The 24,380-nt window shown below is 72.1% G+C and carries 27 protein-coding genes; 9 read left to right on the forward strand and 18 right to left on the reverse strand.

Going from position 1 to position 24,380, the window contains the following annotated elements:
- Positions 1 to 18: 18 nt before the first annotated feature.
- From QRY02_RS32290 to QRY02_RS32300, 3 genes are all read right to left on the reverse strand, one after another.
- Complete coding sequence (locus tag QRY02_RS32290) at positions 19 to 1,077, reverse strand: glycosyltransferase family 4 protein (protein WP_285993970.1); 1,059 nt, start codon at positions 1,075 to 1,077, stop codon at positions 19 to 21.
- Positions 1,078 to 1,201: 124 nt separating this feature from the next.
- On the reverse strand, positions 1,202 to 2,686 hold the full coding sequence (locus tag QRY02_RS32295) for a serine/threonine-protein kinase (protein ID WP_285986595.1): 1,485 nt from the start codon (positions 2,684 to 2,686) through the stop codon (positions 1,202 to 1,204).
- 138 nt (positions 2,687 to 2,824) lie between these two features.
- Entirely contained in the window at positions 2,825 to 3,625 is an 801-nt protein-coding gene (locus QRY02_RS32300) for an inositol monophosphatase family protein (protein ID WP_285986596.1), read from the reverse strand.
- 28 nt (positions 3,626 to 3,653) lie between these two features.
- Between QRY02_RS32300 and QRY02_RS32305 the strand changes: the two genes are divergently transcribed.
- Positions 3,654 to 4,352 carry a creatininase family protein gene (locus QRY02_RS32305; protein WP_285986597.1) on the forward strand — a complete coding sequence of 233 codons (699 nt, stop codon included), beginning with the start codon at positions 3,654 to 3,656 and terminating at the stop codon, positions 4,350 to 4,352.
- Here the strand turns inward: QRY02_RS32305 and ribA are convergent.
- Genes ribA through QRY02_RS32335 form a run of 6 tightly spaced genes read right to left on the reverse strand, consistent with a single transcriptional unit; the run spans position 4,341 to position 9,302 of the window.
- Complete coding sequence (gene ribA / locus QRY02_RS32310) at positions 4,341 to 5,003, reverse strand: GTP cyclohydrolase II (RefSeq protein ID WP_285986598.1); 663 nt, start codon at positions 5,001 to 5,003, stop codon at positions 4,341 to 4,343. The genes QRY02_RS32305 and ribA overlap by 12 nt on opposite strands.
- Positions 5,000 to 6,019: a lysylphosphatidylglycerol synthase transmembrane domain-containing protein gene (locus QRY02_RS32315; protein WP_285986599.1), complete on the reverse strand. Its 1,020-nt coding sequence runs from the start codon at positions 6,017 to 6,019 to the stop codon at positions 5,000 to 5,002. Before QRY02_RS32315 ends, ribA begins: the two co-directional genes overlap by 4 nt.
- Positions 6,016 to 6,849: a methyltransferase domain-containing protein gene (locus tag QRY02_RS32320; protein WP_285986600.1), complete on the reverse strand. Its 834-nt coding sequence runs from the start codon at positions 6,847 to 6,849 to the stop codon at positions 6,016 to 6,018. The genes QRY02_RS32315 and QRY02_RS32320 overlap by 4 nt, the downstream gene beginning before the upstream one ends.
- Positions 6,846 to 7,913, reverse strand: coding sequence for a glycosyltransferase family 4 protein (locus QRY02_RS32325; protein WP_285986601.1), 1,068 nt, complete (start codon positions 7,911 to 7,913; stop codon positions 6,846 to 6,848). The genes QRY02_RS32320 and QRY02_RS32325 overlap by 4 nt, the downstream gene beginning before the upstream one ends.
- A complete protein-coding gene (locus QRY02_RS32330) occupies positions 7,910 to 8,308 on the reverse strand; it encodes a 6-pyruvoyl trahydropterin synthase family protein (RefSeq protein WP_285986602.1) in 399 nt (132 codons plus the stop codon). Before QRY02_RS32330 ends, QRY02_RS32325 begins: the two co-directional genes overlap by 4 nt.
- A gap of 31 nt (positions 8,309 to 8,339) precedes the next feature.
- Positions 8,340 to 9,302 (reverse strand): zinc-dependent alcohol dehydrogenase, encoded by a 963-nt coding sequence (locus QRY02_RS32335; protein WP_285986603.1) that lies wholly within the window; start codon positions 9,300 to 9,302, stop codon positions 8,340 to 8,342.
- Positions 9,303 to 9,369: 67 nt separating this feature from the next.
- Here QRY02_RS32335 and QRY02_RS32340 point away from each other — a divergent pair, with 67 nt between their 5' ends.
- Complete coding sequence (locus QRY02_RS32340) at positions 9,370 to 10,140, forward strand: CDP-alcohol phosphatidyltransferase family protein (RefSeq protein WP_285986604.1); 771 nt, start codon at positions 9,370 to 9,372, stop codon at positions 10,138 to 10,140.
- Positions 10,141 to 10,160: 20 nt separating this feature from the next.
- On the opposite strand, the gene QRY02_RS32345 is transcribed toward QRY02_RS32340, so the two are convergent.
- From QRY02_RS32345 to QRY02_RS32355, 3 genes are read right to left on the reverse strand one after another with little or no spacing between them, the layout of a single operon-like run.
- A complete protein-coding gene (locus tag QRY02_RS32345; protein ID WP_285986605.1) occupies positions 10,161 to 11,120 on the reverse strand; it encodes a DNA polymerase domain-containing protein in 960 nt (319 codons plus the stop codon).
- 31 nt (positions 11,121 to 11,151) lie between these two features.
- Positions 11,152 to 11,955 (reverse strand): oxygenase MpaB family protein, encoded by an 804-nt coding sequence (locus tag QRY02_RS32350; protein WP_285986606.1) that lies wholly within the window; start codon positions 11,953 to 11,955, stop codon positions 11,152 to 11,154.
- A gap of 46 nt (positions 11,956 to 12,001) precedes the next feature.
- On the reverse strand, positions 12,002 to 12,886 hold the full coding sequence (locus tag QRY02_RS32355) for a LysR family transcriptional regulator (RefSeq protein ID WP_285986607.1): 885 nt from the start codon (positions 12,884 to 12,886) through the stop codon (positions 12,002 to 12,004).
- Between the two features lie 90 nt (positions 12,887 to 12,976).
- Here QRY02_RS32355 and QRY02_RS32360 point away from each other — a divergent pair, with 90 nt between their 5' ends.
- Complete coding sequence (locus QRY02_RS32360; protein ID WP_285986608.1) at positions 12,977 to 14,269, forward strand: FAD-binding oxidoreductase; 1,293 nt, start codon at positions 12,977 to 12,979, stop codon at positions 14,267 to 14,269.
- Between the two features lie 90 nt (positions 14,270 to 14,359).
- Positions 14,360 to 15,520, forward strand: coding sequence for an acyltransferase family protein (locus tag QRY02_RS32365; RefSeq protein ID WP_285993971.1), 1,161 nt, complete (start codon positions 14,360 to 14,362; stop codon positions 15,518 to 15,520).
- On the opposite strand, the gene QRY02_RS32370 is transcribed toward QRY02_RS32365, so the two are convergent.
- Complete coding sequence (locus tag QRY02_RS32370) at positions 15,517 to 15,939, reverse strand: nitroreductase family deazaflavin-dependent oxidoreductase (protein WP_285986609.1); 423 nt, start codon at positions 15,937 to 15,939, stop codon at positions 15,517 to 15,519. The two genes, QRY02_RS32365 and QRY02_RS32370, sit on opposite strands and share 4 nt — an antisense overlap.
- A gap of 97 nt (positions 15,940 to 16,036) precedes the next feature.
- Between QRY02_RS32370 and QRY02_RS32375 the strand changes: the two genes are divergently transcribed.
- Complete coding sequence (locus QRY02_RS32375) at positions 16,037 to 16,507, forward strand: MarR family winged helix-turn-helix transcriptional regulator (protein WP_285986610.1); 471 nt, start codon at positions 16,037 to 16,039, stop codon at positions 16,505 to 16,507.
- A gap of 7 nt (positions 16,508 to 16,514) precedes the next feature.
- Here QRY02_RS32375 and QRY02_RS32380 read toward each other — a convergent pair whose 3' ends face one another.
- From QRY02_RS32380 to QRY02_RS32390, 3 genes are read right to left on the reverse strand one after another with little or no spacing between them, the layout of a single operon-like run.
- Positions 16,515 to 16,874, reverse strand: coding sequence for a PLDc N-terminal domain-containing protein (locus tag QRY02_RS32380; protein ID WP_285986611.1), 360 nt, complete (start codon positions 16,872 to 16,874; stop codon positions 16,515 to 16,517).
- A gap of 36 nt (positions 16,875 to 16,910) precedes the next feature.
- Positions 16,911 to 17,669, reverse strand: a complete 759-nt coding sequence (locus tag QRY02_RS32385; RefSeq protein ID WP_285986612.1) for a cytochrome P450 family protein — start codon at positions 17,667 to 17,669, stop codon at positions 16,911 to 16,913.
- A 43-nt stretch (positions 17,670 to 17,712) separates the two neighbouring features.
- On the reverse strand, positions 17,713 to 18,390 hold the full coding sequence (locus QRY02_RS32390) for a GNAT family N-acetyltransferase (RefSeq protein ID WP_285986613.1): 678 nt from the start codon (positions 18,388 to 18,390) through the stop codon (positions 17,713 to 17,715).
- Between the two features lie 52 nt (positions 18,391 to 18,442).
- On the opposite strand from QRY02_RS32390, the gene QRY02_RS32395 reads away from it, so the two are divergent.
- Both QRY02_RS32395 and QRY02_RS32400 read left to right on the forward strand, forming a co-directional pair.
- A complete protein-coding gene (locus QRY02_RS32395) occupies positions 18,443 to 19,285 on the forward strand; it encodes a PaaX family transcriptional regulator (protein WP_285986614.1) in 843 nt (280 codons plus the stop codon).
- A gap of 60 nt (positions 19,286 to 19,345) precedes the next feature.
- Positions 19,346 to 19,705 carry a hypothetical protein gene (locus QRY02_RS32400; protein WP_285986615.1) on the forward strand — a complete coding sequence of 120 codons (360 nt, stop codon included), beginning with the start codon at positions 19,346 to 19,348 and terminating at the stop codon, positions 19,703 to 19,705.
- Here QRY02_RS32400 and QRY02_RS32405 read toward each other — a convergent pair.
- A complete protein-coding gene (locus QRY02_RS32405; RefSeq protein WP_285986616.1) occupies positions 19,692 to 20,087 on the reverse strand; it encodes a RidA family protein in 396 nt (131 codons plus the stop codon). The two genes, QRY02_RS32400 and QRY02_RS32405, sit on opposite strands and share 14 nt — an antisense overlap.
- Before the next feature lie 67 nt (positions 20,088 to 20,154).
- On the opposite strand from QRY02_RS32405, the gene QRY02_RS32410 reads away from it, so the two are divergent.
- Positions 20,155 to 22,497: a bifunctional salicylyl-CoA 5-hydroxylase/oxidoreductase gene (locus tag QRY02_RS32410; protein WP_285986617.1), complete on the forward strand. Its 2,343-nt coding sequence runs from the start codon at positions 20,155 to 20,157 to the stop codon at positions 22,495 to 22,497.
- Positions 22,494 to 23,657, forward strand: a complete 1,164-nt coding sequence (locus QRY02_RS32415; protein WP_285986618.1) for an acyl-CoA dehydrogenase family protein — start codon at positions 22,494 to 22,496, stop codon at positions 23,655 to 23,657. The genes QRY02_RS32410 and QRY02_RS32415 overlap by 4 nt, the downstream gene beginning before the upstream one ends.
- Here the strand turns inward: QRY02_RS32415 and QRY02_RS32420 are convergent.
- Positions 23,605 to 24,228 carry a DUF2306 domain-containing protein gene (locus tag QRY02_RS32420; protein ID WP_285993972.1) on the reverse strand — a complete coding sequence of 208 codons (624 nt, stop codon included), beginning with the start codon at positions 24,226 to 24,228 and terminating at the stop codon, positions 23,605 to 23,607. The genes QRY02_RS32415 and QRY02_RS32420 overlap by 53 nt on opposite strands.
- Between the last annotated feature and the right edge of the window lie 152 nt (positions 24,229 to 24,380).

Here is a 24,380-nt window from a genome sequence, read left to right on the forward strand (position 1 = left end):
AGCACCCCGGCAAGGCCATCAGGCGACGATCCGCGGTTCGGACGCCAGCCGCGAAAGGACGTGGGTCAGCCGGCGGGCCGCCACGTCCCACTCCTCCAATGCGCTTCCGCGGCCCAGGGCCGCCGTGCGGAGGGACCTTCGCAGCTCCGGGTCCGCGTACCAGCGGTGCAGTGCGTCGGCCAGCGCGAATGGGTCGTCCGGCTCCACCAGCAGGCCCGGCATCTCGCCGTCCGCGTCGACGCCCAGTGCGTCGTACACCCCGCCCACCTCGGTGGCCAGCACCGGGATGCCCCTGGCCAGCGCCTGGGCGACGAACATGCCGGACGTCGCCGCGCGGGCCGGGATGACCAGCAGGTCCGCCGCGTTGTACGCCGCGCCGAGGTCGACCGCGTCGCCCGCGAGCGTGATGCGGCCGCCGAGGCCGAGCCGCTCGATCGACCAGCCGAGCTCGCCGACGTACGCCGGGTCCGCCTCCAGCGAGCCGGCGAAGACGCACGACAGGGCCAGGTGGTCGACCTCGCCGAGGGCCTGGACCAGCACGTCGTGGCCGTTGCGGCGGGTCACGTCCCCCACGCAGAGGAGCCGGGACACGCCGTCCGCGCCCGCCGCGAGCGGGGCCGCGTCGGTGCCGGGCTTGGCGACGTAGACGCGGGCCGGGTCCAGGTCGTGGCGGTCGATCAGCAGGCGGGCGAGCCACGGGCTGGTCGCGACGACCATCCCGGCCATCCGCAGCGTCTCGCGCTCGCACGCGTCCAGCTCCGCGGCGTGCGCCGGGGTCAGCCCCGGTTCGTCGGCGAGGGCCTGGTGCACCAGCACGGCCAGGCGCAGCCGCCGCGCGTGCGGGACGACGATCTCGGGCACGCCGGAGGCGATCATGCCGTCGAGCAGCACGACCGTCCGGTCCGGCAGCGCGGCCAGCGACCGCGCCAGGCGGCGTCTCGACGTCGCGTCCGGCTCCGGCCAGTCCCCGGCGATCGGCAGCTCCAGCACCGGCTGCCCGACGGCGGGCAGGTTCTGGCACATCCGCTTGTCGTAGGTGTCGCTGCCCGGTGGCGCGGCCGGGAGGATGAACACCATCGGGTCGGCGGGCCTCATCGCGCGCGCCGGAGCAGGTCGGGTTCGGAAACAGACACGGCTACCTCCAGCGTGGGTCGACGGCGGTGACGGCTCATACGTCACACGCACCCCAGGCCGGGAAGGTTCAGCTCTGCGAGTCAATCATCCAGATTCCGTTCACCTGGACCAGCGTGAAGGTGTCGTTCTCGGGCTTGGCCCCGTCGTAGGTGACGTGCGCCGTGACCTGGTTGGTCCCGACCTCCTTGACGCTGGACGCCTCCACCTTCCGGTATTGGCTCCAGAAGTTCTTGTACTTCTCGTAGGTCTGGTTGCGGGAGGCCCTGAACTTGTCGGTGAGCAGGTTCCACGCCGCCTGCGGATTGTTCGGGAGCAGCGAGTAGTAGTCGCTCAGCGCCTGAGCCGCCGTCTTCGACGAAGACACCGTCGAAACCGTCGGCGAAGTCGGCGGAGCCGAGGTGGCCGAGGTCGGCGGCGTCGGCGACGGGGAAGACGACGGCGCCGGCGATGACGCCGAAGGGGTCGCCGACGCCGAGGTGGACGGCGTCGGCGACGGCGGTGGCGCGGCGACGTTGCCGTCCGGGGCCTTCTGCCGCACGACGAGGAGGATCGCCACGACGACCGCGACGCACAGCAGCGCCGCGCCCGCCCCGACGGCGATCAGGCCCTTGCGGGCGCCCGGCGACACCGTGGTGACCTCGCCCGCGGGCACGGAGACGGCGGCCGGCACGGTCGGGACCGCGGGCGGCTCGGTTTCCGGCACCGTCGCCGCGAGCACCGAGTCGCCGGGCTCCGCGTCCGGCAGCAGCGCCAGCAGCTCCTGCTCGACCTCGTCCATCGACGGGCGCTCGGCCGGCTCGGAGGCGAGCATCCGCAGCAGCAGCGGCGTCAGCCGGCCCGCCTTCTCCGGCGGCACGATCTCGCCGCTGGAGGCCTTGTAGAGCAAGGCGATCGGGTTGTCGGCCGTGCCGTACGGCGACTGCCCCTCGACGGCGGCGTACAGCGTGGCCCCGAGCGAGAAGACGTCGGCGGCGAAGTCGGCGTCCTCGCCGCGGGCCACCTCCGGCGCGAGGTACGCGGGCGTTCCGGCGATCTCCCCGGTGGCCGTCAGCTTGACGTCACCGATCGCGCGCGAGATGCCGAAGTCGGTGATCTTCGCCGTGCCGTCCTCGGCGACCAGGATGTTGGCCGGCTTCACGTCGCGGTGCACAACCCCGGCGCGGTGCGCCCCGGCCAGCGCCGAGCTGATCTGGACGCCGACGCGGATGGCGTCGTCCACCGTGGCCGGCTCCTCGCCGAGCACGAGGGCCAAGCTCTTAGACGGCAGGTACTCCATCACCAGCCACGGCCGGTCCTCCTCCTCGAGGACGGCGAACACGGTGATCGCGTGGGAATGCTGCAACCGGGCGGCGATCCGCGCCTCGCGCATCGCGCGGTTCTTCGCTTCCTGGGTGCGTTGCTCGTCGTGGTCGTGCGGCAGCAGGAGTTCCTTGATCGCCACGGTGCGGTCGAGCTTTTCGTCCTGGGCTCGCCACACCGTGCCCATCGCACCGCCGCCGATCGGCTCGAGCAGCCGGTACCGATCGCGGATCCGGCGACTTTCCACGAGCATCCACCATTCTCCGATGTGGCCGACGAGATCCGGTCAGCATGCCAGCCTGCGCGGCCGACCGGTACCAACGTAACCGAAAACCTTGCGCGGACAGCGCAAACAAGCGCTGTGGCGCCGCCCACGGTGTACCCAGGAATCCTAACGAACAACCCCGTACGCCCGATCAAGTGCGTCCACGATCTCCTTGCGCAGCCCGGCGCCGACGGCGATCGTCGCCGCGGAACCGACCGTGTGCTCGCTGCCGTCGCGGTCCACGACGACGCCGCCGGCCTCGCGCACGAGCAGCACGCCGGCCATGGTGTCCCACGGGTTGTTGGACAGGATCAGTGCGGCGTCGAGCTTTCCGTCCGCCACCCAGGCGAGGTCGATGGCCGCCGTGCCGAGCATCCGGATCTTCTGCGCCCGCGCGCCGAGGTCCGACAGCAGCGTCAGCCGGGCGCGGTTCTTCTCCTCGGCGAGCTCGCCGATCGCGAAGTCCCCGACGGCGATCATCGCGTCGGACACTTCCGTCGCGGTGGAAGCGCCGACGCGCTTTCCGTTCGCGAAGGCGCCCTCGCCGCGCGCGGCGGTGTACGTGACGCCGAGGTACGGCAGCGTGATCGCGGCGACCGTGCTGTGCTCGCCGTCCACCAGCGCCAGGGAAATCCCGCAGAGCGGAATTCCGCGGGCGAAGTTGGCGGTCCCGTCGATGGGGTCGAGCGCCCACCAGCGGCCCCCGCCGTCCCCGCTGCGGCCACGCTCCTCGCCGAGGATCCCGATCTCCGGCGTCTCGGCGGCGAGGAACTCCCGCAGCGCGTCCTCGACCGCGGTGTCGACGTCGGTCACCAGGTCGCGATCGCCTTTCGCGGAAACGGAAAAACTCGGGCGCGACCTGACGATCTCCGTCGCCTTCGCCACGGCCTCGCGCGCGACGTCCAGTAGTGCGGCATGCTCGGTCATGCCACCAACATAGAGAAGGGCCGCGGAGATGACCGATCTGTTCCCGCTCGCCACCACCGTCGACGAGCAGGAGCGGCGGGCGTCGATCGCGGTGCTGCCGGTCGGCAGCTTCGAGCAGCACGGCGCGCACCTGCCGCTGTCGACCGACACGGTCATCGCGGCGACTCTCGCGAAAGCCGTCGCCGCGGCGTACCCCGTCCTCCACCTGCCGCCGATCACGATCTCGTGCTCGCACGAGCACGCGGGGTGGGCCGGCACGGTGAGCATTTCGGCGCGCACGCTGCACGCCGTGGTCACCGACATCGCCGCGTCCCTGAAAGCGTCCGGGGTGGACCGGCTCGTGCTGGTCAACGGGCACGGCGGCAACTACGTACTGTCCAATGTGGTCCAGGAGGCGGCGGGCGCGATGGCGCTGTTCCCCGGGGTCGCGGACTGGCAGGCGGCGCACACCGCGGCCGGCCTGCGGACGTCACTGGACGACGACATGCACGCGGGCGAGCTGGAGACGTCGATCCTGCTGCACGCCCACCCGCACCTGGTCCGGCCCGGACACGAAACGGCCGACCACGTCACCGACCGGGACCACCTGCTGACCTTGGGCCTGCGGGCGTACACGGAGTCGGGGGTGGTCGGCCGTCCTTCGCTGGCGAGCGCAGCCAAGGGGCACGTCGTGCTGGACACGCTGGTCCAGCGCTTCGCCGGCGTCCTCGAGGTGTTAGGCGCCTGAATAGGCCTGGCCCAGGTGCGGCAGCAGGTGGGCCATCCGCTCGGCCTTCGTCCGCAGGTACCGCAGGTTCTCCGGGTTCGGCGGAACCAGCAGTGGAACCTGCTCGCTGATCCGGATTCCGTAGCGCGTGAGCTGTTCGACCTTCGCCGGGTTGTTCGACAGCAGCCGCACCGAGCGGATGCCGAGGTCGGTCAGGATGCCCGCCGCCGCGTGGTAGTCGCGGGCGTCGACCGGGAGACCCTGGGCCACGTTCGCGTCGACCGTGTCGAGACCCTCGTCCTGCTGCAGGCGCATCGCCTCGAGCTTCGCGAGCAGGCCGATCCCGCGGCCCTCGTGGCCCTGGACGTAGACGAGCACGCCCGAGCCCTCCTCGACGATCCGGTCCAGCGCCACCGCCAGCTGGTCGCCGCACTCGCAGTGCGTCGAGCCGAAGACGTCGCCGGTCAGGCATTCGCTGTGCACCCGGACCAGCGCGCCCAGCGGGGCGACGTCGCCGTAGACCAGGGCGACCTGCTCGGTGCCGGTGCGGTCGAGGTACCCGACCGCGCGGAACGTCCCGTGCCGGGTCGGCAGCCGGGTTTCGACGACCCGCTCGACCACCGCCCGGCGCGGTAGACCCCCGGCAAGATCACTGACGTCACTTGCGGTCATGACTTCAACCCCACTTCCGATTCGATCCCGGTGCCGGCCGCCGCGCGCGGAGCGGGCACGACACCGGTGTGCGGAGCGCGGGTCTCGCGGAACCCGGCGACACTCCGGACGAACAGGACACCGGCGCCGGGCAGGCTCGCGACGAGCGTGAGCACGCCGTAGACCACGGCGACGGTGACACCTTGGGCGGCTCCCAGACCGGCCGCGCCGAAGAGCAGGGCGCAGACGCCCTCGCGCGGGCCGAAGCCGCCGATGTTGAGCGGGAGGCCCATCGCGAGCAGCGCGAGGACCATCAGGGGCACGAGCTGCCACACCGGCGCGCCGACCCCGGCGACGCGAGCGGCGACGACGAACAGCGCCAGGTGCCCGGCCAGGGTCGCGACGGACAGGAAGCCCACGCTGGGCCACGTCTCGCGGGTCAGCAGGCCGAGCCGGACGTCGGCGAGGGTGACCGCGAAGCCGCGGCGCCACTTCGACGGGCTGTGGATCCAGCGGCCGCCGAGCAGGCGGCCGACGACCAGCGCGGCGACGGCGGCGAGCACGACGACCACCCCGGCCACCACGACGACCTCGCGGAACGCGCCGGGCACCACCGAAGGCGACGCGAGCACGACGGTGACCGCCGACGCGATCAGCACGACCTGGCCCGCGGTGCGCTCCAGGACGACGGCCCGCACGCCGCGCGGCACGTCCCCGCTGTCGCGGCCGTGCTGCACCGCGCGGTGGACGTCACCGAGGACGCCTGCGGGCAGCACGCCGTTGAAGAACAGCGCGCGGTAGTAGTCGGCGACGGCGGTGCGCAGCGAAAGCCGCAGGCCGAGCCGGGTGGCGACGATCTGCCAGCGGCCCGCGCTGAACAGCGTCGTCGCGAAGCCGATGGCGAGCGCGGCGAGCACGCCGGGCACGCTGATCCGGCCGAGCCCGTCGAGGAAGGCGGCGCTGCCGAGCTGCCAGACGAGGACGGCGAGGATGCCGGCCGCGCCGAGGATCCGCAGCCAGGCCAGTGCCCGCTTCATGCCGCCGCCTCCACGCTCGGCGGCAGGACCAGCAGGTCGCCGTGGTGGATCACCGCGTGCAGCTCGCCGGCCGCGGCCATCTCCAGCCGCCGCTGCAGGTAGACCTCGGCGACCGGGCGCAGCTCCGGCAGCTCTTCGACGGCGGCACCGACCCAGCCTTCGAGCCACTGCCGCTGCAGTTCGGCCTGGTCCGGGCCGAGCCGCCAGGCGCTGTCCGCGCGGACGACCGTGGCGCCGAGCCTGCCGAACGCGGTCGCGGCGACGTCCACGGCGTTCGGGCCGAGCAGCCGGCGGCCGTCTTCGGTGACCCGGCGCTGGTGGGCGTTGAACGCGGCGGCGATCGCGGGGTCGAGCGGGTCGGCGGGCGAGAGCTCCACCTTGCCGGTGACCGACAGCATCAGCAGTGCCGCGCAGCCCGCTTCGACGACCGCCGTGGCCAAGGCCGTGACTTCGTCCCTGGTCAGCAGGTCGAGCAGGGCGGACGCGGTGACCAGCGACGTCCCGGCGAGGTCGGCGGCCCGCAGCGCGGTGATGTCGCGCTGCTCGGCGACGACGTCGACCGGGCTGCCGTCGAGCGCGGTGCCGGGGAGGCTCGCCTGGGCGTGGGTGAGCAGGTCGGTGTCGTGGTCGTGCAGGATCCAGTGCTGGCTGCCGGGCAGGCGGGCGGCCAGCCAGCGGCCGAGCGAGCCGGTGCCGCAGCCGAGGTCGCGGATGACGATGTCTTCGCCGGTCGGCAAGAAGTCGCGGAGCGGGCCGAGGAGTTCGGTGGCGCGGGCCGCGGCGTCGGCGGGTTCGCGCAGGTAGAGCCAGTCGGGTGCGAACGCGGTCATGCCGCCGCCTCCTGCCGGTGCAGGATCTCGGCGATCCGGCGGGCGGTGTCGTCCCAGCCGGTCAGGGTCTCGCGGCGCAGCTTCGCCGACGCGCGCAGCCGCGACCGCAGTGCCGGCTCGGTGAGCCAGCGGCGCAGGGCGGCGCCGAGCGCCTCGACGTCGTCGCCGGGGACGAGCATGCCGGGCACCGAGCCGTCCGGCGCGACGCCGACGGTGTCGGGCAACGCGTCGACATCGGTGGTCAGCACCGGCACGCCGCGGGCGAGGGCCTCGGTGACGACCATGCCGAAGGTTTCGGCGCGCGAGGGCAGCACGAGCAGGTCGGCGGTGTGGTAGGTCGCCTCGAGCGCGCGGCCGGTCCGGGGGCCGGTGAGCGTGAAGCGGGGGCCGAGGCGGTGCTCCCGCAGCCGCTCGACGTACTTGGTCTCGCGCCGGATCCCCCCGACGCATTCGCAGGTCCAGCGCAGGTCGGCGACGGTTTCGAGGGCCTGGGCGAGCACGCCCTGGCCCTTGCGCGGGGTCACGTTGGCCACGCAGACCAGGCGGGACACGCCGTCGGTGCCGACGGCGAGCGGCGCCGGGTCGACGCCCGGCGTCACCGAGTGCACGCGGTGCGGGGCCAGGCCGTGGTGGCCGATCAGGCGGCGCGCGGCCCACTCGCTGGTCGCGACGACCGAGCCGACGGCCCGCAGCGTCTCGCGCTCCAGCGCGTCGAGCTCGGCCGCGAGCGCGGGCGGCAGGCCCGTCTCGTCGGCCAGCGGCAGGTGCACCAGCACCGACACCGACAGCCGGCGCGCCTGCGGGACGACGACCTCGGGCACGCCGCACGCGACCAGGCCGTCGAGCAGCACGGCGGAGCCGGTGGGCAGCGCGGAGAGCAGGTGGCCGAGGACCGCGCGGGCCTCGGTGTCCGGCCGCGGCCAGCTGCCGGAGACGGCGATCTCGTGCACGTCGAAACCGGCGGCGGCGAGCCGGTCGCACATCCGGCGGTCGTAGGTGTTGCCGCCACTGGGGACGGACGAGTCGTCGACGTCCCCGGGGAGGATCACGTACAGACTGTTCACAGTGCACGCTCGTAACTCGCCCAGGCAATGTGCGATTCGTGCAGCGAGACGGTGATCCCGTCGAGGCCGCGCGCGCCTTCGCCGAGGCGTCCGGCGTGGACGGCGTCGGCCAGGCGGTCGGCGATGACCTTCGCGAGGAACTCGGTCGAGGTGTTGATCCCCTTGAACTCGGGTTCCTCGTCGAGGTTGCGGTAGTTCAGGTCGCTCAGCACCGCCCCGAGTTCCTCCGTGGCCTTGCCGATGTCGACGACGATGTTGTCCTCGTCGAGCTCGGCCCGGCGGAACGTCGCATCCACCACGAAAGTCGCCCCGTGCAGGCGTTGCGCGGGACCGAAGACTTCCCCGCGGAAGCTGTGGGCGACCATCACGTGGTCACGGACGGTGATGCTGAACACCAAGACCTCCGATGCGTTCGGGTGGACGTGGTCAATGCGGCTGATACATGACACGGAGGCACAGGGCGGAAAGTTCATCGGTGACCAGGCGGGGTAGCACGGAAGGAAGATCCTTAAACATGCACTCGCCGCTGACCAGCGCTTCGAACGCCGGATCGGCCAGCAGATCCAGCGCGACGCCGAGGCGCTCGGCGTAGCTGCGATCGGGCCGCGCGACCGTTCCGACCTGGCTGCTGCGGATCACCAGGCGTCGCGAATGGAAGTTCTCGCCGAGCGGGACGCTGACCCGCCGGTCGCCGTACCACGACAGCTCGACGACCTCCCCTTCCGGCGCGAGCAGCTCCAGCGCCCGGGCGAGCCCGGCCTCGCTGGCGCTCGCGTGCACGACGAGGTCGCAGTCGCCGAGCGCCTCCTCCGGTATCGAGAACTCGACCCCGAGCGCGGCGGCGATGTCCGCTTTGGCCGGATCGACGTCGATCAGCTGCACCCGCGCGGCCGGGAAGCCGGTGAGCAGCTTCGCGACGCTGCAGCCGACCATCCCGGCGCCGATGACGGCGATCCGGTCGCCGAGCCGCGGGCGCGCGTCCCACACGGCGTTCACGGCCGTCTCCACCGTTCCGGCCAGGATCGCTCGCCCGGGCGGGACGGCATCCGGCACCGGCGTCACCGCGGTCGCCGGGACGACGTACGCGGTCTGGTGCGGGTAGAGGCAGAAGACCGTCTTGCCCTCGAGGTGCGCCGGGCCCTGTTCGACGACGCCGACGTTGAGGTAGCCGTACTTGACCGGGCCGGGGAACTCGCCCTCCTGAAAGGGGGCGCGCATGACGTCGTGCTGGCTCGCCGGGACGCCGCCGCGGAAGACGAGGGTTTCGGTGCCGCGGCTCACCCCGGAGCACAGCGTGCGGACGAGCACGTCGTCCGGTCCGGGCGTGGGCAGCCGCTCCTCGCGCAGCTGTCCCGAGCCGGGACTTTGAACCCAGAAAGCCTGTTCCACGTGTTTCTCCTCAGCAGGCGACCGGAGGCTGGTGTCGCCACCCTATGAGCAATTCGCGGAGTCGACGATGATCAAACAGGACCTTCTCCTGCGTGCGGTGGTTCCGGCGCCGGTGCTCGCCGCGGGGGTCTTCGGGGGCGGTTTCCCGCCGCTCGCCTGGGCGACCGGAGTCGTCTACAGCCTTGCGCTGGTGCTGCTCACCGAGTGGGGGCTGCGCCGCAGCGGCCGCGGCGCCTTCGGGCCCGCGGACTGGATCACCTTCGCCCGCGCGATCCTCGTCGGCTGCGCCGCGGCGCTCATCGCCGAGGGTGATTTTTCCCTCGGGTGGCTGGTCGGGCTGGTCGGTGTCGCGCTGCTCCTGGACGGTCTCGACGGCCAGGTGGCCCGCCGCACCGGAACGGCGTCGGAGTTCGGCGCGCGCTTCGACATGGAGGTCGACGCGTTCTTGATCTTGCTGCTCTGCATCCAGGTGTCCCGCACGCTCGGGCTGTGGGTGCTGGCGATCGGCCTGATGCGGTACGTGTTCGTCGCCGCCTCGTGGACCATGCCCTGGCTGACCGCGCCGCTGTACCCGAGCATGGCGCGCAAGACGGTCGCGGCCGTGCAGGGGGTCGTCCTGGTGGTCGCGGTCTCGGAGCTGCTGCCGGCGTCGGTGACGTTCGCCGCGGTCGCGGTCGCCCTGACCGCGCTGGCGTGGTCGTTCGGCCGGGACGTCGTCTGGCTGGCCCGCCACCGCGTCGCGGTCTCGCACCGGCCGGCCCGGATCGTCGCGATCACCCGCTCGTCCCTGCGCCGGCCGCTGGGCCACGCCTGGCCCGGCCACAACCAGGCCGCCTGACCCAGCAGCCGTTCACTGCATCAGGAGCCGGACTCGCGGGCCGCGCGGGCGCGGCGCTTGCCCTCGTGCATCGCGACCACCCGGGCGATCGGGATCGTGTGGCCCTCCTCGACCAGGTCCGCGGGGAGCACGAACGGCTCGGGCATCTCCCCGGTCCACGGGTCGCCCGCACCCAGCAGGTCCGGGACCGTGTGCACGGTGAAGTCGGCCGGCTTGACGTCGTCGAGGTCGGCCCAGCGGACCGGGAACGACACCGGCGCGCCCGGGCGGTGGCGCGGGCTGTAGACCGAGACGACCGTCGCGCCGCCGGCCCGCGTCGAATCCAGGAACACCTTGCCTTCGCGGCGCTCGACCACGAACTCCGTCGTGCCCAGGGCCGGGTCGATCCGCTCGGCCCGGGCCGCCACCGCGCGGGTCGCCGCCGCGATGTCCTCCGTCGGCTGCCCGGGCGCGAGCGGTACGAAGACGTGGACGCCCTTGGAGCCGCTGGTCTTCACCGCGCCGTCGAGGCCGTCCTTGCGCAACGCCTCCCGCACCAGTTTCGCGGCGCCCACCGCCAGCGAAAACGGGGCGTCCGCGGGCGGGTCGAGGTCGAGGATCAAGTGTGTCGGCCCGCTCGCGGGCTCACCGCGGAACAGCGTCGTGTGGTACTCGATCGCGCGCTGGTTGCCGAACCAGAGCAGCGTGCGCAGGTCGTTGCAGAGCGCGTAGACGACTTCGCGCCGCGAGCGGTCGGCCCACAGCGCCCGGCGCGCCACCCACTCCGGGGTGTACTTCGGCAGGTTCTTCTGCATGAACGGCCCCTGGCCGCGCAGCACCCGCACGACGCTCAGCAGCCGGTCGTGCAGCTCCGGCAGCATCCGGCCGGACACCGCCTCGAGGTAGTCGAGCAGCTCGCGCTTGGTGACCCCCGCGTCGGGGAAGACCTCCTGGTCGAGACTGCTCAGCTTGACGCCGTGCCGCTCTTCATCGCCACTCATCGGCCCACCCTCGCGTTCCCGCGCGAGGCGGTCAACTCCCGACGAGCGGGCGGCCGGTGCGCAACCGCCACCGGAGATCCCGGAGACAGACGTTGAAGGGGAACCGCCGCAGCGGGCCGGGCAGGACGCGGACGACCAGGCCGAGCGCGGCGAGGAGCGCCTCGAAGCGGCGCTGGTCGGCGGCGGTCCAGGGCAGCCGCATTTCGTCGCGGAAGCGCTGCGGGAGGAACCCGGTGGTGACGAACCGGTGGAACCGCCGTCCGGGCACGGCGAAGACCGGCGGCAGGAACTCCAGGTCGACGATCCGGGTGAGGTAGCGGCGGACGGCGTCGTCGATGTGCACCTCGGCCAGCCCGCCTGCCCAGTACTCCTCGAAGGCCGCCCGGTCGCCGGGCCACCTTTCGGGAGGCACTTGCAGCGTGGTCCCGAGGGCAGCCGCGTCGGCGTAGAACCGCTCCGGCTCACCACCGGCGAAGGCGAGGAGGACGTCTTCGATGCCCTTGTACAGGCAGGCCGCGACCCACAGCTGGAGGTCGGCGTCGAACGCGTCGTAGGCGACCGGGCTCGACGCGGTCGAGTGCACCTGCGCGTGGGCCCGGTTGACGCCCTTCCGGAAGGCCGCGCGCTCGGCGTCGGTGCCCATCGTCGCGACCGCGAGGTAGGTCAGCGTGGTCCGGGTCCGCTTCACCGGGTGGCGGAACAGGTTGCCGCTGTCGACCCGGCTCTCCAGGACGCCGTGCCCGACGGGCGCGCGGGACAGCTGCATGATCACGTTCGCGCTGCCGGCCAGCAGCCCGGCGCCGATTACGGCGTCGCGAAGGGCGGGTTCGGGCATCGGCGCACCTCCTGGATCTCCAGGGAACGCCGTTGTTGACGACGTGTCAAGAGCGGTAGGCCGCCCGGGCGAACGCGATCAACGCGCGGGCGGCCGGGCTCAACGGCCCCTCCGTCCGCCACGCCAGCGCGAGCACGCCCCGCAGTCCCGGCCCGCGGATCCCGATGACCTGCAGCTGCGGCTGGTAGTACCGCCCCAGCGACTCCGGCACGATCGCCACCCCGAGCCCCCGCGTCGCCAGCTGCACCAGGACGTTCGGGTCGGCCGCCTCGAACGCGATCCGCGGCGTGCGCCCCACCCGGGCGAAGGCGGCGTCCAACGCCGTGCGCAGGCCCGTCCCCTTGGGCAGCGCCATCAGCGGCAGGCCGTCGAGGTCGGGGATCTCGACCTCGTCGCGGCCGGCCAGCGGACCGGACGGCGCGGTGACGGCCAGGAACGGCTCGTCGAGCAGCACCTGCGTCGCGATGCCGGGTGGCGGGCCGGTCACGAGGCCGACGACGGCGAGGTCGAGCCGTCCCTCGCGCAGCGCGGCCAGCATGGTGTCGGAGTTCGCCTCCGACAACGTGATCTCGACCGCCGGGTACCGCTCGTGGAAGCCGGCCAGCAGGTCGGGCAGCCGGACCGGGCCCGCCGACGTCACCGCGCCGATCGCGACCTGCCCGCGGACCAGCCCGGCGAGCTCCTCGACGGCTTCGCGCACGCCCTGCACCGCCGCGAGCGCGGCCCGGGCGTGCGGCAGGGCCGCGGCGCCGACGTCGGTGAGCCGGACCGTCCGCCCGGACCGGTCCAGCAGCTCCTGCCCCAGCTCCCGCTCCAGGCGCTTGACCTGCGCGCTCACCCCCGGCTGGGCGACGTGCAGCCGCTCCGCCGCGCGCGTGAAGTTGCCTTCCTCCGCGACGGCGACGAAGTACGCGAGCTGATGCAGTTCCATAAGCACTGATTCTAGCCAGTAGAAAAACCAGATCTTGGACTTCTGATCGAGTTCGCTCGAAGCTGGAGGCAGCGAAGGAAAGGACCCGAAATGAACCTCCTCCACCCCGGTCAGGACGGCTACGCCGAAGAAACCGCCGGATTCCAGACGGCGGTGCCCACCTCGCCCGCGGCCGTCGTCGCCGCCGAAAGCGCCGAGGACATCGCCGCCGCGGTGCGGTACGCGGCCGAGCACCGGCTGCCCGTCGCGGTCCAGGCCACCGGGCACGGCCTGACCGCGGGCACCGACGGCGTCCTGATCAGCACCCGGCGGATGACCGGCGTCGAGATCGACGCCGGCGCCCGCACCGCCCGCGTCGAAGCCGGGGTCCGGTGGGAGGCGGTGGTCGAAGCCGCCGGCCGGCACGGCTTGGCGCCGCTCAGCGGCTCGTCCCCGGACGTCGGCGTCGTCGGCTACACGCTCAGCGGCGGCTTCGGGCTGATGGCCCGCCGGTACGGCCGCGCCGCCGACCACGTCCGCGCCCTCGACGTCGTGACCGCCGACGGCGAGCTCCGGCGGGCCGAGCCGGGCTCGGACCTGTTCTGGGCGCTGCGCGGCGGCCGCGCCGGCTTCGGCGTCGTGACGGCGATCGAGTTCGACCTCATGCCGGTCAGCGACCTCTACGGCGGCAGCCTGACCTTCGACAGCGCCGACGTGCCGGCCGCGTTGCGGGCCTGGCGGACGTGGTCGGCGGCCGCGCCGGACACGCTGACGACGTCACTGGCCATGATCCAGTACCCCGACCTGCCGATGGTGCCCGAACCCGTGCGCGGCCGGCACGTCGCCCAGGTCCGGATCGCCTACCTCGGCGAGGACGGCGACGACCTCGTCGCGCCGCTGCGGGCGGTCGCCCCGGCACTGGCGGACACGCTGCGGCCGATGCCGTTCACCGAGTCGGGGTCGATCGCGGCCGAGCCGCGGCAGCCGCACGGCTACCACGGCACCAACGCGACCGTGTCCCAGTTGAACGACGCGATGCTCGAGGCGGTCGTCGAGCACGCCGGCCCGGGCGCGGCCGCGCCGCCCGTGCTCATCATCGACCGGCTGGGCGGCGCGCTCGCCCGGACGCCGGAGACGCCGGGTCCCGGCTGGGACCGGTCGGCCGAGTTCGTCGTCCGGGCGCTGTCGATGGTCGGCGACGACGGGGTCGCGGCCGTCCGGCGCGCGCACGCGAAGCTGTTCGACGCGCTGGCGCCGTGGACGACCGGCCGTCTCCTGCCGTTCGTCTACGGGGAGCACGCGCCCGACGAGGTCGCGGAAAGCGTCTTTCCGGCCGCCGACCTGCGGCGGCTCCGGGAACTGAAGCGCCGGTACGACGCCGGGAACGTCTTCCGGGCGGGGTGAGGCGGGCACCGGCCGGGAAATGATCCGGGGATCCGGCGCCATATACTCGGCCGGCCTGGTCACACCGTTAGGGGAACCGTCTTGCGCACGATGAGCCACGAGGACTACCTCGGCATGCGGCGGTTCCCGGGGCTCGACGGCCTGCGCGCGCTCGCCGCGACGATGGTCATCTTCTTCCACTTCGGCGGGCCGAACTGGACGTGGCTGTCGGGCTGGGTCGGCGTCTACCTCTTCTTCGTGCTCTCCGGGTTCCTGATCACGACGTTGCTGCTGCGCGAGCAGGACCGCACCGGCCGGATCTCGCTGTCGAACTTCTACATCCGGCGCGTGTTCCGGATCCTGCCGCCGTACCTGGTGATCCTCGGCGGGATCGTCGCGTTCGTCGTCCTGCGCGGCGAGTTCCACTCACGAGACTTCCCGCAGGCACTGAAGTACTACCTGACGTTCCTCAACGAATTCCTGCCGGCGGCCACCCACGGCGCGGACAACTTCTTCAGCGGCTCGTGGACGCTCGGAATCGAGGAAAAGTTCTACCTGGTCTGGCCGTTCCTGCTGGTGGCAATCGGGATCGGGGCGGCGAAGCGCAAGTTCCTGCTGGTCGGCGTGGCGATGGTCGCGCTGCTGGCGCTGGTCCCGCTGACCACCGGCGGCTGGGTCCTCGAGTACTCGCAGACGGCGATCTACCGCTCGACGATCCACTACTTCATCCTGGCGGGCGGCTGCCTGCTGGCGATCCTGCTGCACTACCGCCGCGGGTACGCGCTGCTGAAGCCGCTGACGCACCCGCTGGCGGCGATCCCGATCGTCGGGGCGTTCGCGCTGCTGCACACGAACTTCGACGACCTCTGGCACGAGACCCGCAACAACCTGTGGCTGCTGGTCGCGTACGCCGCGCTGACGATGCTCCTGCTGATCGTGCTGGTGAGCCCGGGCCCGCTGCGGTGGCTGCTCAGCACGGCCCCGATGCGGTTCGTCGGCGAGCGGTCGTACTCGCTGTACCTGCTCCAGGGGCCGGTGCACTTCGCGGTCGTGCAGGCGGTGCCCGGGCTCGGGACGCACCGGACGGTCTCGGCGCTGACGGTGTTCCTGGTCGGCCTGGCGATCGCGGACCTGATCCACCGCTGGGTCGAGAAGCCGTTGATCGACGTCGGCAAGCAGCTCATCGCCCGCAAGGAAGCCCGGCGCGCGGAACGGCAGGAAACCGGACGTCCTGCCGAGACGCGCGCCGAGCCCGCGCCGGTGGGTTCCTAGCGCTCGAGGACCACGATCGGGATGACCCGGTCGGTCTTCGTCTCGTACTCCGCGAAGCCCTCGGCGTGCGCCACCATGCCCGCGTACAGGCGGTCGCGCTCGGCGCGGTCGGCGATCACCGTGGCCGTGGCCTCGAACTTCTCGGTGCCGACCTCGACCGTGACCTTCGGGTTGGCGACCAGGTTGTGGTACCAGGCCGGGTTCTTCGGCGCGCCGCCCATGGACGCGGCGACGACGTAGCGGTCGCCGTCGCGGGTGTAGACGAGCGGGGACAGGCGCTCCGCTCCGCTCTTCGCGCCGGTGGTGGTGAGCAAGAGCACGTTCTTGCCCTCGAAGTAGTTGCCCACCTTGCCTTCGTTGGCGCGGAATTCCTCTACGACCTGCTTGTTGAAGTCGTTCATGTCGGCTGGCGCGGTCATGGGATCCTCTGTTTCTGGCCGGTACGCTCGACCGGGCGCGAGTACGCTCGGGCGAAGAGTTTGCTTTGCAAGCAAAGCTACCGATGCGAGGTGAGTGGTGTCAACGGAGGCCGGACCGAGTGTCGAGGACGGCGTGCGGCAGCTCCTGCTGCTCATGCCCCGCCTGGTCGGCCGGGCGAAGCGCACCCCGGTGCCGGCGGAGCTGGACGGCTGCGCGCTGGCGCCGAGGCACCTTTCGCTGTTGTCGTACCTGCTCTTCGACGGCCCGATGACGGTCACCGAGCTGGCCACCCGCCTCCAGGTGGCGCCGACGACCGCGAGCCTGATGGTCGGGGACCTCAGCCGGCAGGGCGTGCTGAACCGCGAAGAGGACCCCGCCGACCGCCGCCGCACGATCGTCAGCATCACCCCGGACAAGCGCCCGGCGGTCGACGCCTGGCTGGCCCGCGGCGCGAAGGCCTGGAGCGACGCGCTGACGCCGTTGACCCCCGCCCAGCGGCAGCTGGTGATCGCGACGCTGGAAGCCTACGAACGCGGCACCTGCGACGGCCCGAACTCGAGCTGCTGACCGCGCGTTATTCGTCGCCGCGCTTTTCGCGGGCCAGCTTGCGCTGGGCCTCCGCGCGTTCCCGGCACTTGCGGAGGAATTCCTCGTCGTCCTCCGGGCTCGTCGCCGCGAACCGGCCCGGCCGGTCGTACTCCGGAAACGCCGGCGCGTGCCGCTCGTACCGCCCGCGCGCCCGCGCCACCTGCTCCGGACGGCCCGCCACCAGCCAGATGATCGAGCCGACCAGCGGCACCACCAGCACGAGCAGCAACCACAACCCCTTCGGCAGGTTGCGGCAGGACGATTCGTCCGTCGTGATCACGTCGACCAAGCAGAAGATCCACAACCCGAACGTGACGATGCCGAGCAGGCCGTCGAAGTACAGCAATTCCCCGCCTTCCCCCAGGAATGGACGCGGTAAGTCTTAGCAGAACCCGTCGGCGGTTCGACCGCGGGTCACCCTCAGCACCGCGGGCATCCGGAGATTCGGCGCCGAAACCCAGGTCGTTTCCCCTTCTGTCAGGCGAAAACCCCGCAACGCCTCGAGAACGCCGGCGGAGAGGGCGAGGGCGTGCCGCGACCCCGGGCACGCGCGCGGCCCGGCCCCGAACGGCGTCCCGGCGAGGGACACCGTGACGTCCTCCCCGCCGATCCGGCGGCGCGTGGCGAGCACCGGCTGCTCGGTGGGTTTTCCGGTCAGCGAAGCGAAAAGCCCGTTTCCGATGAGGCCCGCGGTGGCGTCGCAGGCCTGGACGAGCAGGCCGATCCGGGCCGCCGCGAGTTCGGTCGGCCCGCCGCAGACCGCGACCAGCCGCGCCAACGCCGCTTCGGCGGCCTCGCCCGGCTCCACGTGCGGGTGGTACGCCCCGGCGACCGGGACGACGTCGGCGGAGACGTCCGGCAGGCCCAGCGCCCCGGCGAGCACCCCGACCGGCACCGGCCGCGCGATCTCGGCCATCACGTCGACGACACCGAGGCCGGACATGATCCCGCGAGTGCGGAGAAAAGCCTTCTCCCGCAGGGAATCCGCGTCGACCGAAGCGAGCGCGTCCACGGCCAGCGCCCGCCGCCGGACGTGGTCGGCACCGTTGCTGAAGCGGGCCACGGACGCGCGCAACCAGGCGACGCTCCCCGGCGCGACGTCGAGGGGCACGGGCGGAACCGGAGCGGAAAGCGAAGTCATGCGGTGAAGGTAGCCACGGAAAACGTCGGCGAGGACCGAAGTTTCAGAGCAGCGAACGCGCCGGAAACCACGTCGCCTGAGGCCCACGGCAGCGCGTCGGGCGCGGGACGTCGTGCTGGAACCACCACGCCTCGGTGATCCGGCCGTCCGGCAGCCGGTACGTCGGCGGGCCGGCCACCCGGGCGAGCCCGGCGGCCTGCAGCGACCGCGCGCTGGCGACGTTGCCGACTTCCGCGCCGGCCCGCACCCGCGCCAGGCCGAGGTGATCGTGCGCCAGCGTCAGCCCGGCCGCGAAGAGCACCCGCCCGTGGCCGCGGCCGCGGTAGGCCGGGGCGAGGTAGCCGCCGGTCTCCGGGCCGCCGTCCTCGCCGGTGTGCACGCTCACCAGGCCGGCGCAGCGGTTGGCCTCGACGTCGATCATCACCAGGTCGACGGACTGCGGATCGGGTGACGTCCAGTCCGGACCGGTGCCGGGCACGACCCGCAGCGCGTCCGCGCGCACCGGTTCGGCGACGATCGAGTCGCGCTGCCAGCCGAGCCACCGCTGCGCGGCCGGATCACTGCCCCCGGCCACGGCCGCGGCGTACTCCCACGCGGTCGGGGTGCGGAAGAGGAAGCGCCCGCTGCGCAGCACGTGGCCCTGCCGGTCGCAGGCCCGCTTGGTCATCAGGCGGCCGCGGCGGGTGAGCCGGTCGAAGATCCCCTTGGTGGCTGGCAGCATCGCGGCGAAATCGTAGCGGAGCGATCCGGGCGGGAGTTGCTATCGTGGCGCGATGACGGCCGTACCCGAGGCAACCGAACTGGACGGCTCCGGCCGGTCCGCCCAGCCTCGCCAGCTCATCGTGACGGTGTACGGCCTGTATTCGCGCACCGAAGGCGGGTGGCTCTCGGTCGCCTCGCTGATCGACCTGCTCGCCGCCGTCGGCGTCGACGAGCCCGCGGTGCGCTCGTCGATCTCCCGGCTGAAGCGCCGCGGCATCCTCGAAGCGGTGCGGCGCGACGCGACGGCCGGGTACGAACTGTCCGACGAAGCCCGGGAGATCCTGCGCGAGGGCGACGAGCGGATCTTCCGCCGCGGGCGCGCGACCGCGGCCGACGGCTGGCTGCTGGCGGTGTTTTCGGTGCCCGAGACCGAGCGTCACAAGCGCCACCTGCTGCGCACCCAGCTCGCCCGGATGGGCTTCGGCACCGCCGCCTCCGGCGTCTGGATAGCCCCGGCCCACCTCCACGCGGCGACCGAGGAAGCGCTCACCCGCCTCGGTCTGGCCGGCTACGCGGACCTGTTCCGAGCCGACCACCTGGCCTTCGGCGACGTCGCGGCGAAGGTCCGCGACTGGTGGGACCTCGACCGCTTGGACGAGCTGTACACGACGTTCCTCGACGAGCACGGCCCGGCACTGCGCCGCAAGTCCGTGACCGACGAGCAGGCTTTCGCCGACTACGTCCGCGTGCTGACCGGCTGGCGCCGGATGCCCTACCTCGACCCGGGCCTGCCCGCGGAGTTCCTGCCTGCCGGCTGGTCCGGAATCCGCGCGGCCGAGCTGTTCTTCAAGCTGCACGCGCAACTGGAGACGCCGGCCCGCGCGTTCGTCGCGAAGGCGATCAACCTCGGCTGAGCCGGCTCCGATCGGCGGCCATCAGTAATCTTGGAGAGCACCTCGCGAGGAAGTAAACCAGTGGTGATCCCGTATCCCACCGGGTCGCCCGCAGTCCGGTTCTGGATCGACTCCCAAGTGAGCGTTGCGGTCGCGACCGACGGCCACCACTGGTACCTCCAAGAGGCTGCCGTGCACAGTTCGACGGGCGAGGAGTACCACTGCGACCCATTCAGGCCGGCCGACCACCGGATTGCGCCGCAGCAGGCGGCGATGCTCGCCCTGCAGTACCTGATCACCCGGTTCTGCGTGACCGTTCAGCACCCCGAACTTCCCCTCCCGAGCCGCTCCTACGCTGCGAGAGCGTTGTATTCGATCATGGCCCGCATGGAAGCCGGCTGGCACGCGTCCCCAGCGGTGAAGGCGATCAACTTGGGCTGAGCACGGCGAACCCCTGGACCTCCACCAGCGCCTCCTCGTCCCACAGCCGGGACACGCCGATGCCTGCCATCGCCGGGTACTCCGTGCCCGCGAGGCGTCGCCAGACCGCGCCGATTTCGCGGGCGTGGGCCTGGTAATCGACCATGTCGACGATGTAGATCGTCACGCTGCAGAGGTCCGCCGGCGTGCCGCCGGCCGCGCGCAGCGATGCCAGCAGGTTGCCGAGCGCGCGTTCGAACTGCTCGACGACGCCGTTGCCGGCGATCTTGTTCGACGCGTCCAGCGCCGTCTGGCCGGCGAGGAAGACGACGCGCCCCTCCGCCACCACCGCGTGCGAGAACCCGGACGGCTTGCCCAGCTCCGGCGGGTTGATGCGTTCCATGCCGGACACGGTACGCCATCTTTCGCGTTATTGACGGTCGTAGTCACCACGACATACCCTGGACGGCGTGCGAATCGCGGTCATCGGTGGCGGCCCGGCGGGTCTGTACTTCGCCGCGCTCGCGAAGCAGCTCGGGCCCGCCCACGAAATCACCGTCTGGGAGCGCAACGCGCCGGACGACACCTTCGGTTTCGGTGTGGTGTTCTCCGACGAGACGCTCGGTGGGATCGAGCACGCCGACGCGGCCGTGCACGAGGCGATGAAGGCCGAATTCGCCCGCTGGGACGACATCGACGTCCACTACCGCGGCACGGTCACCACCTCGGGCGGCCACGGCTTCGCCGCGATGAGCCGCAAGCGCCTGCTCGGCATCCTCCAGAGCCGCTGCGGCGAACTCGGCGTCGGGCTGCACTTCCGGGAGGAGGCGCCGGCCGACCTTTCGGGTTACGACCTGGTCATCGCGGCCGACGGCGTCAACTCGGCGATGCGCGCGCGGTACGCCGGGACGTTCCGGCCGAGCGTCGAGACGCGCCGGTGCCGGTACATCTGGCTGGGCACGGACCTGGTGTTCGACGCCTTCAAGTTCTACGTCCTCGAGACGCCGGCCGGGATCATGCAGGTCCACGGCTACCCGTACGGCCGCGAGGGCAGCACGTTCATCCTCGAGGTCCAGGAGGACGTCTGGCAGCGGACGTTCGGGCCGATCGCGGCGACCTCGCTGAAGCCCGGCGAGAGCGACGAGAAGTCGATCGCGCTGATCCGCGAGCTGTGCGCCGACGTCCTCGACGGCCACCAGGTCATGGCGAACAACTCGAAGTGGGTCTCGTTCGGGACGGTCCGCTGCGAGACCTGGGTGCACGAGAACGTCGTCCTCCTCGGCGACGCCGCGCACACCGCGCACTTCTCGATCGGCTCCGGCACGAAGCTGGCGATGGAGGACGCGCTCGCGCTGGCCGCGTGCCTGCACGAAAACAACGGCGTCGCGGAAGCCCTCAAGGCGTACGAGCTGGAACGGCGGCCGGTCGTCACGTCGACGCAGCGCGCCGCGCAGGCCAGCCTGGAGTGGTTCGAGAACATCGCGCAGTACGCCCACCAGGAACCGCCGCAGTTCGCGTTCAACATCCTCACCCGCAGCCGCCGCGTGACCTACGACAACCTCCGCCTGCGCGACCCGGAGTTCGCGGCCGAGCTCGACCACTGGTTCGCGCGCTCGCTCGGGACGACGTCGCGGCCGCCGATGTTCCAGCCGTTCCGGCTCGGCGAACTGGAGCTGCCGAACCGGATCATCGTGTCCCCGATGGACATGTACTCGGCGGAGAACGGCGTGCCGGGCGACTTCCACCTGGTGCACCTGGGCAGCAAGGCCCTCGGCGGCGCCGGGCTGGTGATGACCGAGATGGTCTGCGTCTCCCCCGAAGGCCGGATCACGCCCGGCTGCGGCGGGCTGTACACGCCGGAACAGGAAGCGGCGTGGAAGCGGATCGTCGACTTCGTGCACGGGCAGACACCGGCCCGGATCGGCGTCCAATTGGGACACTCCGGGCGCAAGGGTTCGACGAAGCTGATGTGGGACGGCATCGACGAGCCGCTCCCGTCCGGCAACTGGGAAGTCTGCGCACCTTCGCCGCTGCCGTATTCCGAGCGCAACCAGGTCCCCCGTGAACTGTCCACAACGGAGCTCTCGGAGATCCGCGAGCAGTTCGCCGAGTGCGCTCGTGCGGCGGCCCGCGCCGGGTTCGACGTCCTCGAACTGCACTGCGCGCACGGCTACCTCCTGTCGTCGTTCCTCTCGCCGCTGACCAACCGGCGGGACGACGAGTACGGCGGCTCGCTCGAGAACCGGCTGCGCTTTCCCCTGGAAGTCTTCGACGCGGTCCGCGCCGCGTGGCCGGCGGAGCGGCCGATGACCGTCCGGATCTCGGCGACCGACTGGTGCGAAGGCGGCATCGACGCCGACGACGCCGTCGAGATCGCGCGCGCGTTCGCCGCCCACGGCGCCGCGGGCATCGACGTCTCGACCGGGCAGGTCGTCAGCGAGGAACGCCCGCAGTACGGCCGCAGCTACCAGACGCCCTACGCCGACCGGATCCGCAACGAAATCGGCGAGGAGTACGGGATCGCGGTGATCGCCGTCGGGGCCATTTCGTCCTACGACGACGTCAATTCGCTGATCCTGGCCGGGCGCGCGGACCTCTGCGCACTGGGCCGGACGCACCTGTACGATCCACAATGGACGCTGCACGCGGCCGCCGAACAGGGTTATCCGATGCCGTGGCCGAAGCCGTTCGCGGCGGGCAGCCGCAAGCCGCAGACGGGCCGCTCCGACGGGCCGGAGCCGCGGCTCGACCTCGTCCGGTCCGGTCCGGCCGGCACCGCCCATGCCCGCTGGCGACCGGGAGCTTCCTCATGACCTTCGCCCTGAACCCCGCCCAGCAGGCGTTCGCCGCCGAGGTGCGACGGCTGGCCGAGGAGCAGCTGCGGCCGATCGCCGAGTCCGGTGTGGAGGGTGCGGTCAACCGCCCACTGCTCAAGGCGATGGGGGCGCTCGGCTTGCTCGCGCGGCTCTTCCCCGGCGTCGCGTCGGGCACGCCGTCGAGGCAGGCGGCCGCGACGGACCTGTGCATCCTGCGCGAGAACCTCGCCACGGTCAGCACGGAAGCCGAGACCGCGCTGGCGTTGCAGGGCCTGGGAAGTTACCCGATCCTCCAGTCCGGACAGGACGAACAAGTCGCGAAGTGGCTGCCCGCGGTGGCGGCCGGCGACGCGGTGGCGGCGTTCGCGCTGACGGAACCGGACGCCGGCTCGGACGCGGCGGCGCTGTCCCTCGCGGCCGAGGCCGACGGCGACGGCTGGCGCCTCACGGGCGAAAAGATGTGGATCTCGAACGCGCCGGAAGCCGACTTCTACACAGTGTTCGCCCGGACGACGCCGGACGCGGGCTCGCGCGGGGTGAGCGCGTTCGTCGTCCCCGCCGACCGCCCGGGCCTGGGTGGCGAGCACCTGGACCTGGTCAGCCCGCACCCGATCGGCACGGTGACGTTCGACGGCGTCGAGGTCCGGCGCGAGGAGCTGCTCGGCGAGGAGAACCGCGGGTTCGCCGTGGCGATGCGGACGCTGGACCTGTTCCGCCCGAGCGTCGGCGCGTTCGCCGTCGGCATGGCCCAGGCGGCGCTGGACGCCACGGTGTCCCACACGAGCTCGCGCGAGGCCTTCGGCGGGCCGTTGATCAAGCAGCAGGCGGTGGCGCACGCGCTGGCCGAGATGGCCACCCGCACCGAAGCGGCCCGGCTGCTGGTCTACGCGGCGGCGGGCGCGTACGACGCGGGCGAGGCGAACCTCGGCGGCCGGGCGGCGATGGCGAAGCTGTTCGCCACCGAGGCGGCGCAGTTCGTCGTCGACTCGGCGGTCCAGCTCCACGGCGCCCGCGCACTGCGGCGCGGGCACCTGCTGGAGCACCTGTACCGGGAGGTCCGGGCGCCCCGCATCTACGAAGGCGCGTCCGAGATCCAGCGGACGATCATCGCGCGATGGCTGGCTTCTTCGGCTTCCGGTCGAGCCACCACTGGCTGAGCAGCAGCAACGTGAGCACGCTCAGCACGCCGGAAACGGTGGCGGCATTCAGGATCAGTTCCGTTTTGTCACTGATCCGCGGCATGACGAGCAGGAAACCGAGCGGCGAGAGAGCCCGCGTCATCAGCGTGTGCATGGTCATCGCGAAGCTGCGGACCATCCACTTCCGGTGGTCGGCGAACCTCCGCTGCCGGACCGCCCGCCAGCCGGCGATGGTGAAACCGAGCCACAGCAGCCCGGCCACGACATCGACCGCGGCGACGACCGGCCCGAACGGGCTCACCGCGCCGATGGTGACCGCCATCAGGGCGGCGGGAATCGCGCCGGCGAAGACGTAGACCCGCCCGATCCGCCGGTGCGCGACCGGGTGCGTCCGCCGGAGCCACGGCCAGACCTGCAGGATGACGCCGACGATGGCAATGGTCCCGAAGGTGATGTGCGCGACGAGGAACCAGTAGTGCGCGGCGAGCCCGGGGGGCGCGGGCACGCGTGACTGCGCGGGATCGAGCGTGAGGTACGGCGGCACGGAATAGGCGAGGAAGACGGCGACCACCAGGGCGAGCGGCGCCACCCAGGGCCGCCGCCACCACTTCGGCGTCGTTCCGGCAGGGACGGGTCTGACTTCGGTCTGAACGGTCACGGCTACCCCCGGGGTCGGCTACCTCGAAGGTAGGGACGGCCCCCGGGAGGAGCCATGGGGTGAGCCACCACCACGGTGGTGGG

The organism is Amycolatopsis sp. DG1A-15b, from assembly GCF_030285645.1.
GTDB lineage: Bacteria > Actinomycetota > Actinomycetes > Mycobacteriales > Pseudonocardiaceae > Amycolatopsis.

What these genes read in the sequence shown, in the direction of transcription:
- QRY02_RS32340 (WP_285986604.1), top strand. Translation starts at nt 9,370, where the DNA reads ATGATCAAACAGGACCTTCTCCTGCGTGCGGTGGTTCCGGCGCCGGTG.
- QRY02_RS32405 (WP_285986616.1), bottom strand. Translation starts at nt 20,087, where the DNA reads ATGGAACGCATCAACCCGCCGGAGCTGGGCAAGCCGTCCGGGTTCTCG.
- QRY02_RS32390 (WP_285986613.1), bottom strand. Translation starts at nt 18,390, where the DNA reads ATGCTGCCAGCCACCAAGGGGATCTTCGACCGGCTCACCCGCCGCGGC.
- QRY02_RS32355 (WP_285986607.1), bottom strand. Translation starts at nt 12,886, where the DNA reads ATGGAACTGCATCAGCTCGCGTACTTCGTCGCCGTCGCGGAGGAAGGC.
- QRY02_RS32350 (WP_285986606.1), bottom strand. Translation starts at nt 11,955, where the DNA reads ATGCCCGAACCCGCCCTTCGCGACGCCGTAATCGGCGCCGGGCTGCTG.
- QRY02_RS32395 (WP_285986614.1), top strand. Translation starts at nt 18,443, where the DNA reads ATGACGGCCGTACCCGAGGCAACCGAACTGGACGGCTCCGGCCGGTCC.
- QRY02_RS32385 (WP_285986612.1), bottom strand. Translation starts at nt 17,669, where the DNA reads ATGACTTCGCTTTCCGCTCCGGTTCCGCCCGTGCCCCTCGACGTCGCG.
- QRY02_RS32290 (WP_285993970.1), bottom strand. Translation starts at nt 1,077, where the DNA reads ATGGTGTTCATCCTCCCGGCCGCGCCACCGGGCAGCGACACCTACGAC.
- QRY02_RS32315 (WP_285986599.1), bottom strand. Translation starts at nt 6,019, where the DNA reads ATGAAGCGGGCACTGGCCTGGCTGCGGATCCTCGGCGCGGCCGGCATC.
- QRY02_RS32295 (WP_285986595.1), bottom strand. Translation starts at nt 2,686, where the DNA reads ATGCTCGTGGAAAGTCGCCGGATCCGCGATCGGTACCGGCTGCTCGAG.
- QRY02_RS32415 (WP_285986618.1), top strand. Translation starts at nt 22,494, where the DNA reads ATGACCTTCGCCCTGAACCCCGCCCAGCAGGCGTTCGCCGCCGAGGTG.
- QRY02_RS32305 (WP_285986597.1), top strand. Translation starts at nt 3,654, where the DNA reads ATGACCGATCTGTTCCCGCTCGCCACCACCGTCGACGAGCAGGAGCGG.
- QRY02_RS32320 (WP_285986600.1), bottom strand. Translation starts at nt 6,849, where the DNA reads ATGACCGCGTTCGCACCCGACTGGCTCTACCTGCGCGAACCCGCCGAC.
- QRY02_RS32370 (WP_285986609.1), bottom strand. Translation starts at nt 15,939, where the DNA reads ATGACCGCGCCAGCCGACATGAACGACTTCAACAAGCAGGTCGTAGAG.
- ribA (WP_285986598.1), bottom strand. Translation starts at nt 5,003, where the DNA reads ATGACCGCAAGTGACGTCAGTGATCTTGCCGGGGGTCTACCGCGCCGG.
- QRY02_RS32300 (WP_285986596.1), bottom strand. Translation starts at nt 3,625, where the DNA reads ATGACCGAGCATGCCGCACTACTGGACGTCGCGCGCGAGGCCGTGGCG.
- QRY02_RS32345 (WP_285986605.1), bottom strand. Translation starts at nt 11,120, where the DNA reads ATGAGTGGCGATGAAGAGCGGCACGGCGTCAAGCTGAGCAGTCTCGAC.
- QRY02_RS32365 (WP_285993971.1), top strand. Translation starts at nt 14,360, where the DNA reads ATGAGCCACGAGGACTACCTCGGCATGCGGCGGTTCCCGGGGCTCGAC.
- QRY02_RS32360 (WP_285986608.1), top strand. Translation starts at nt 12,977, where the DNA reads ATGAACCTCCTCCACCCCGGTCAGGACGGCTACGCCGAAGAAACCGCC.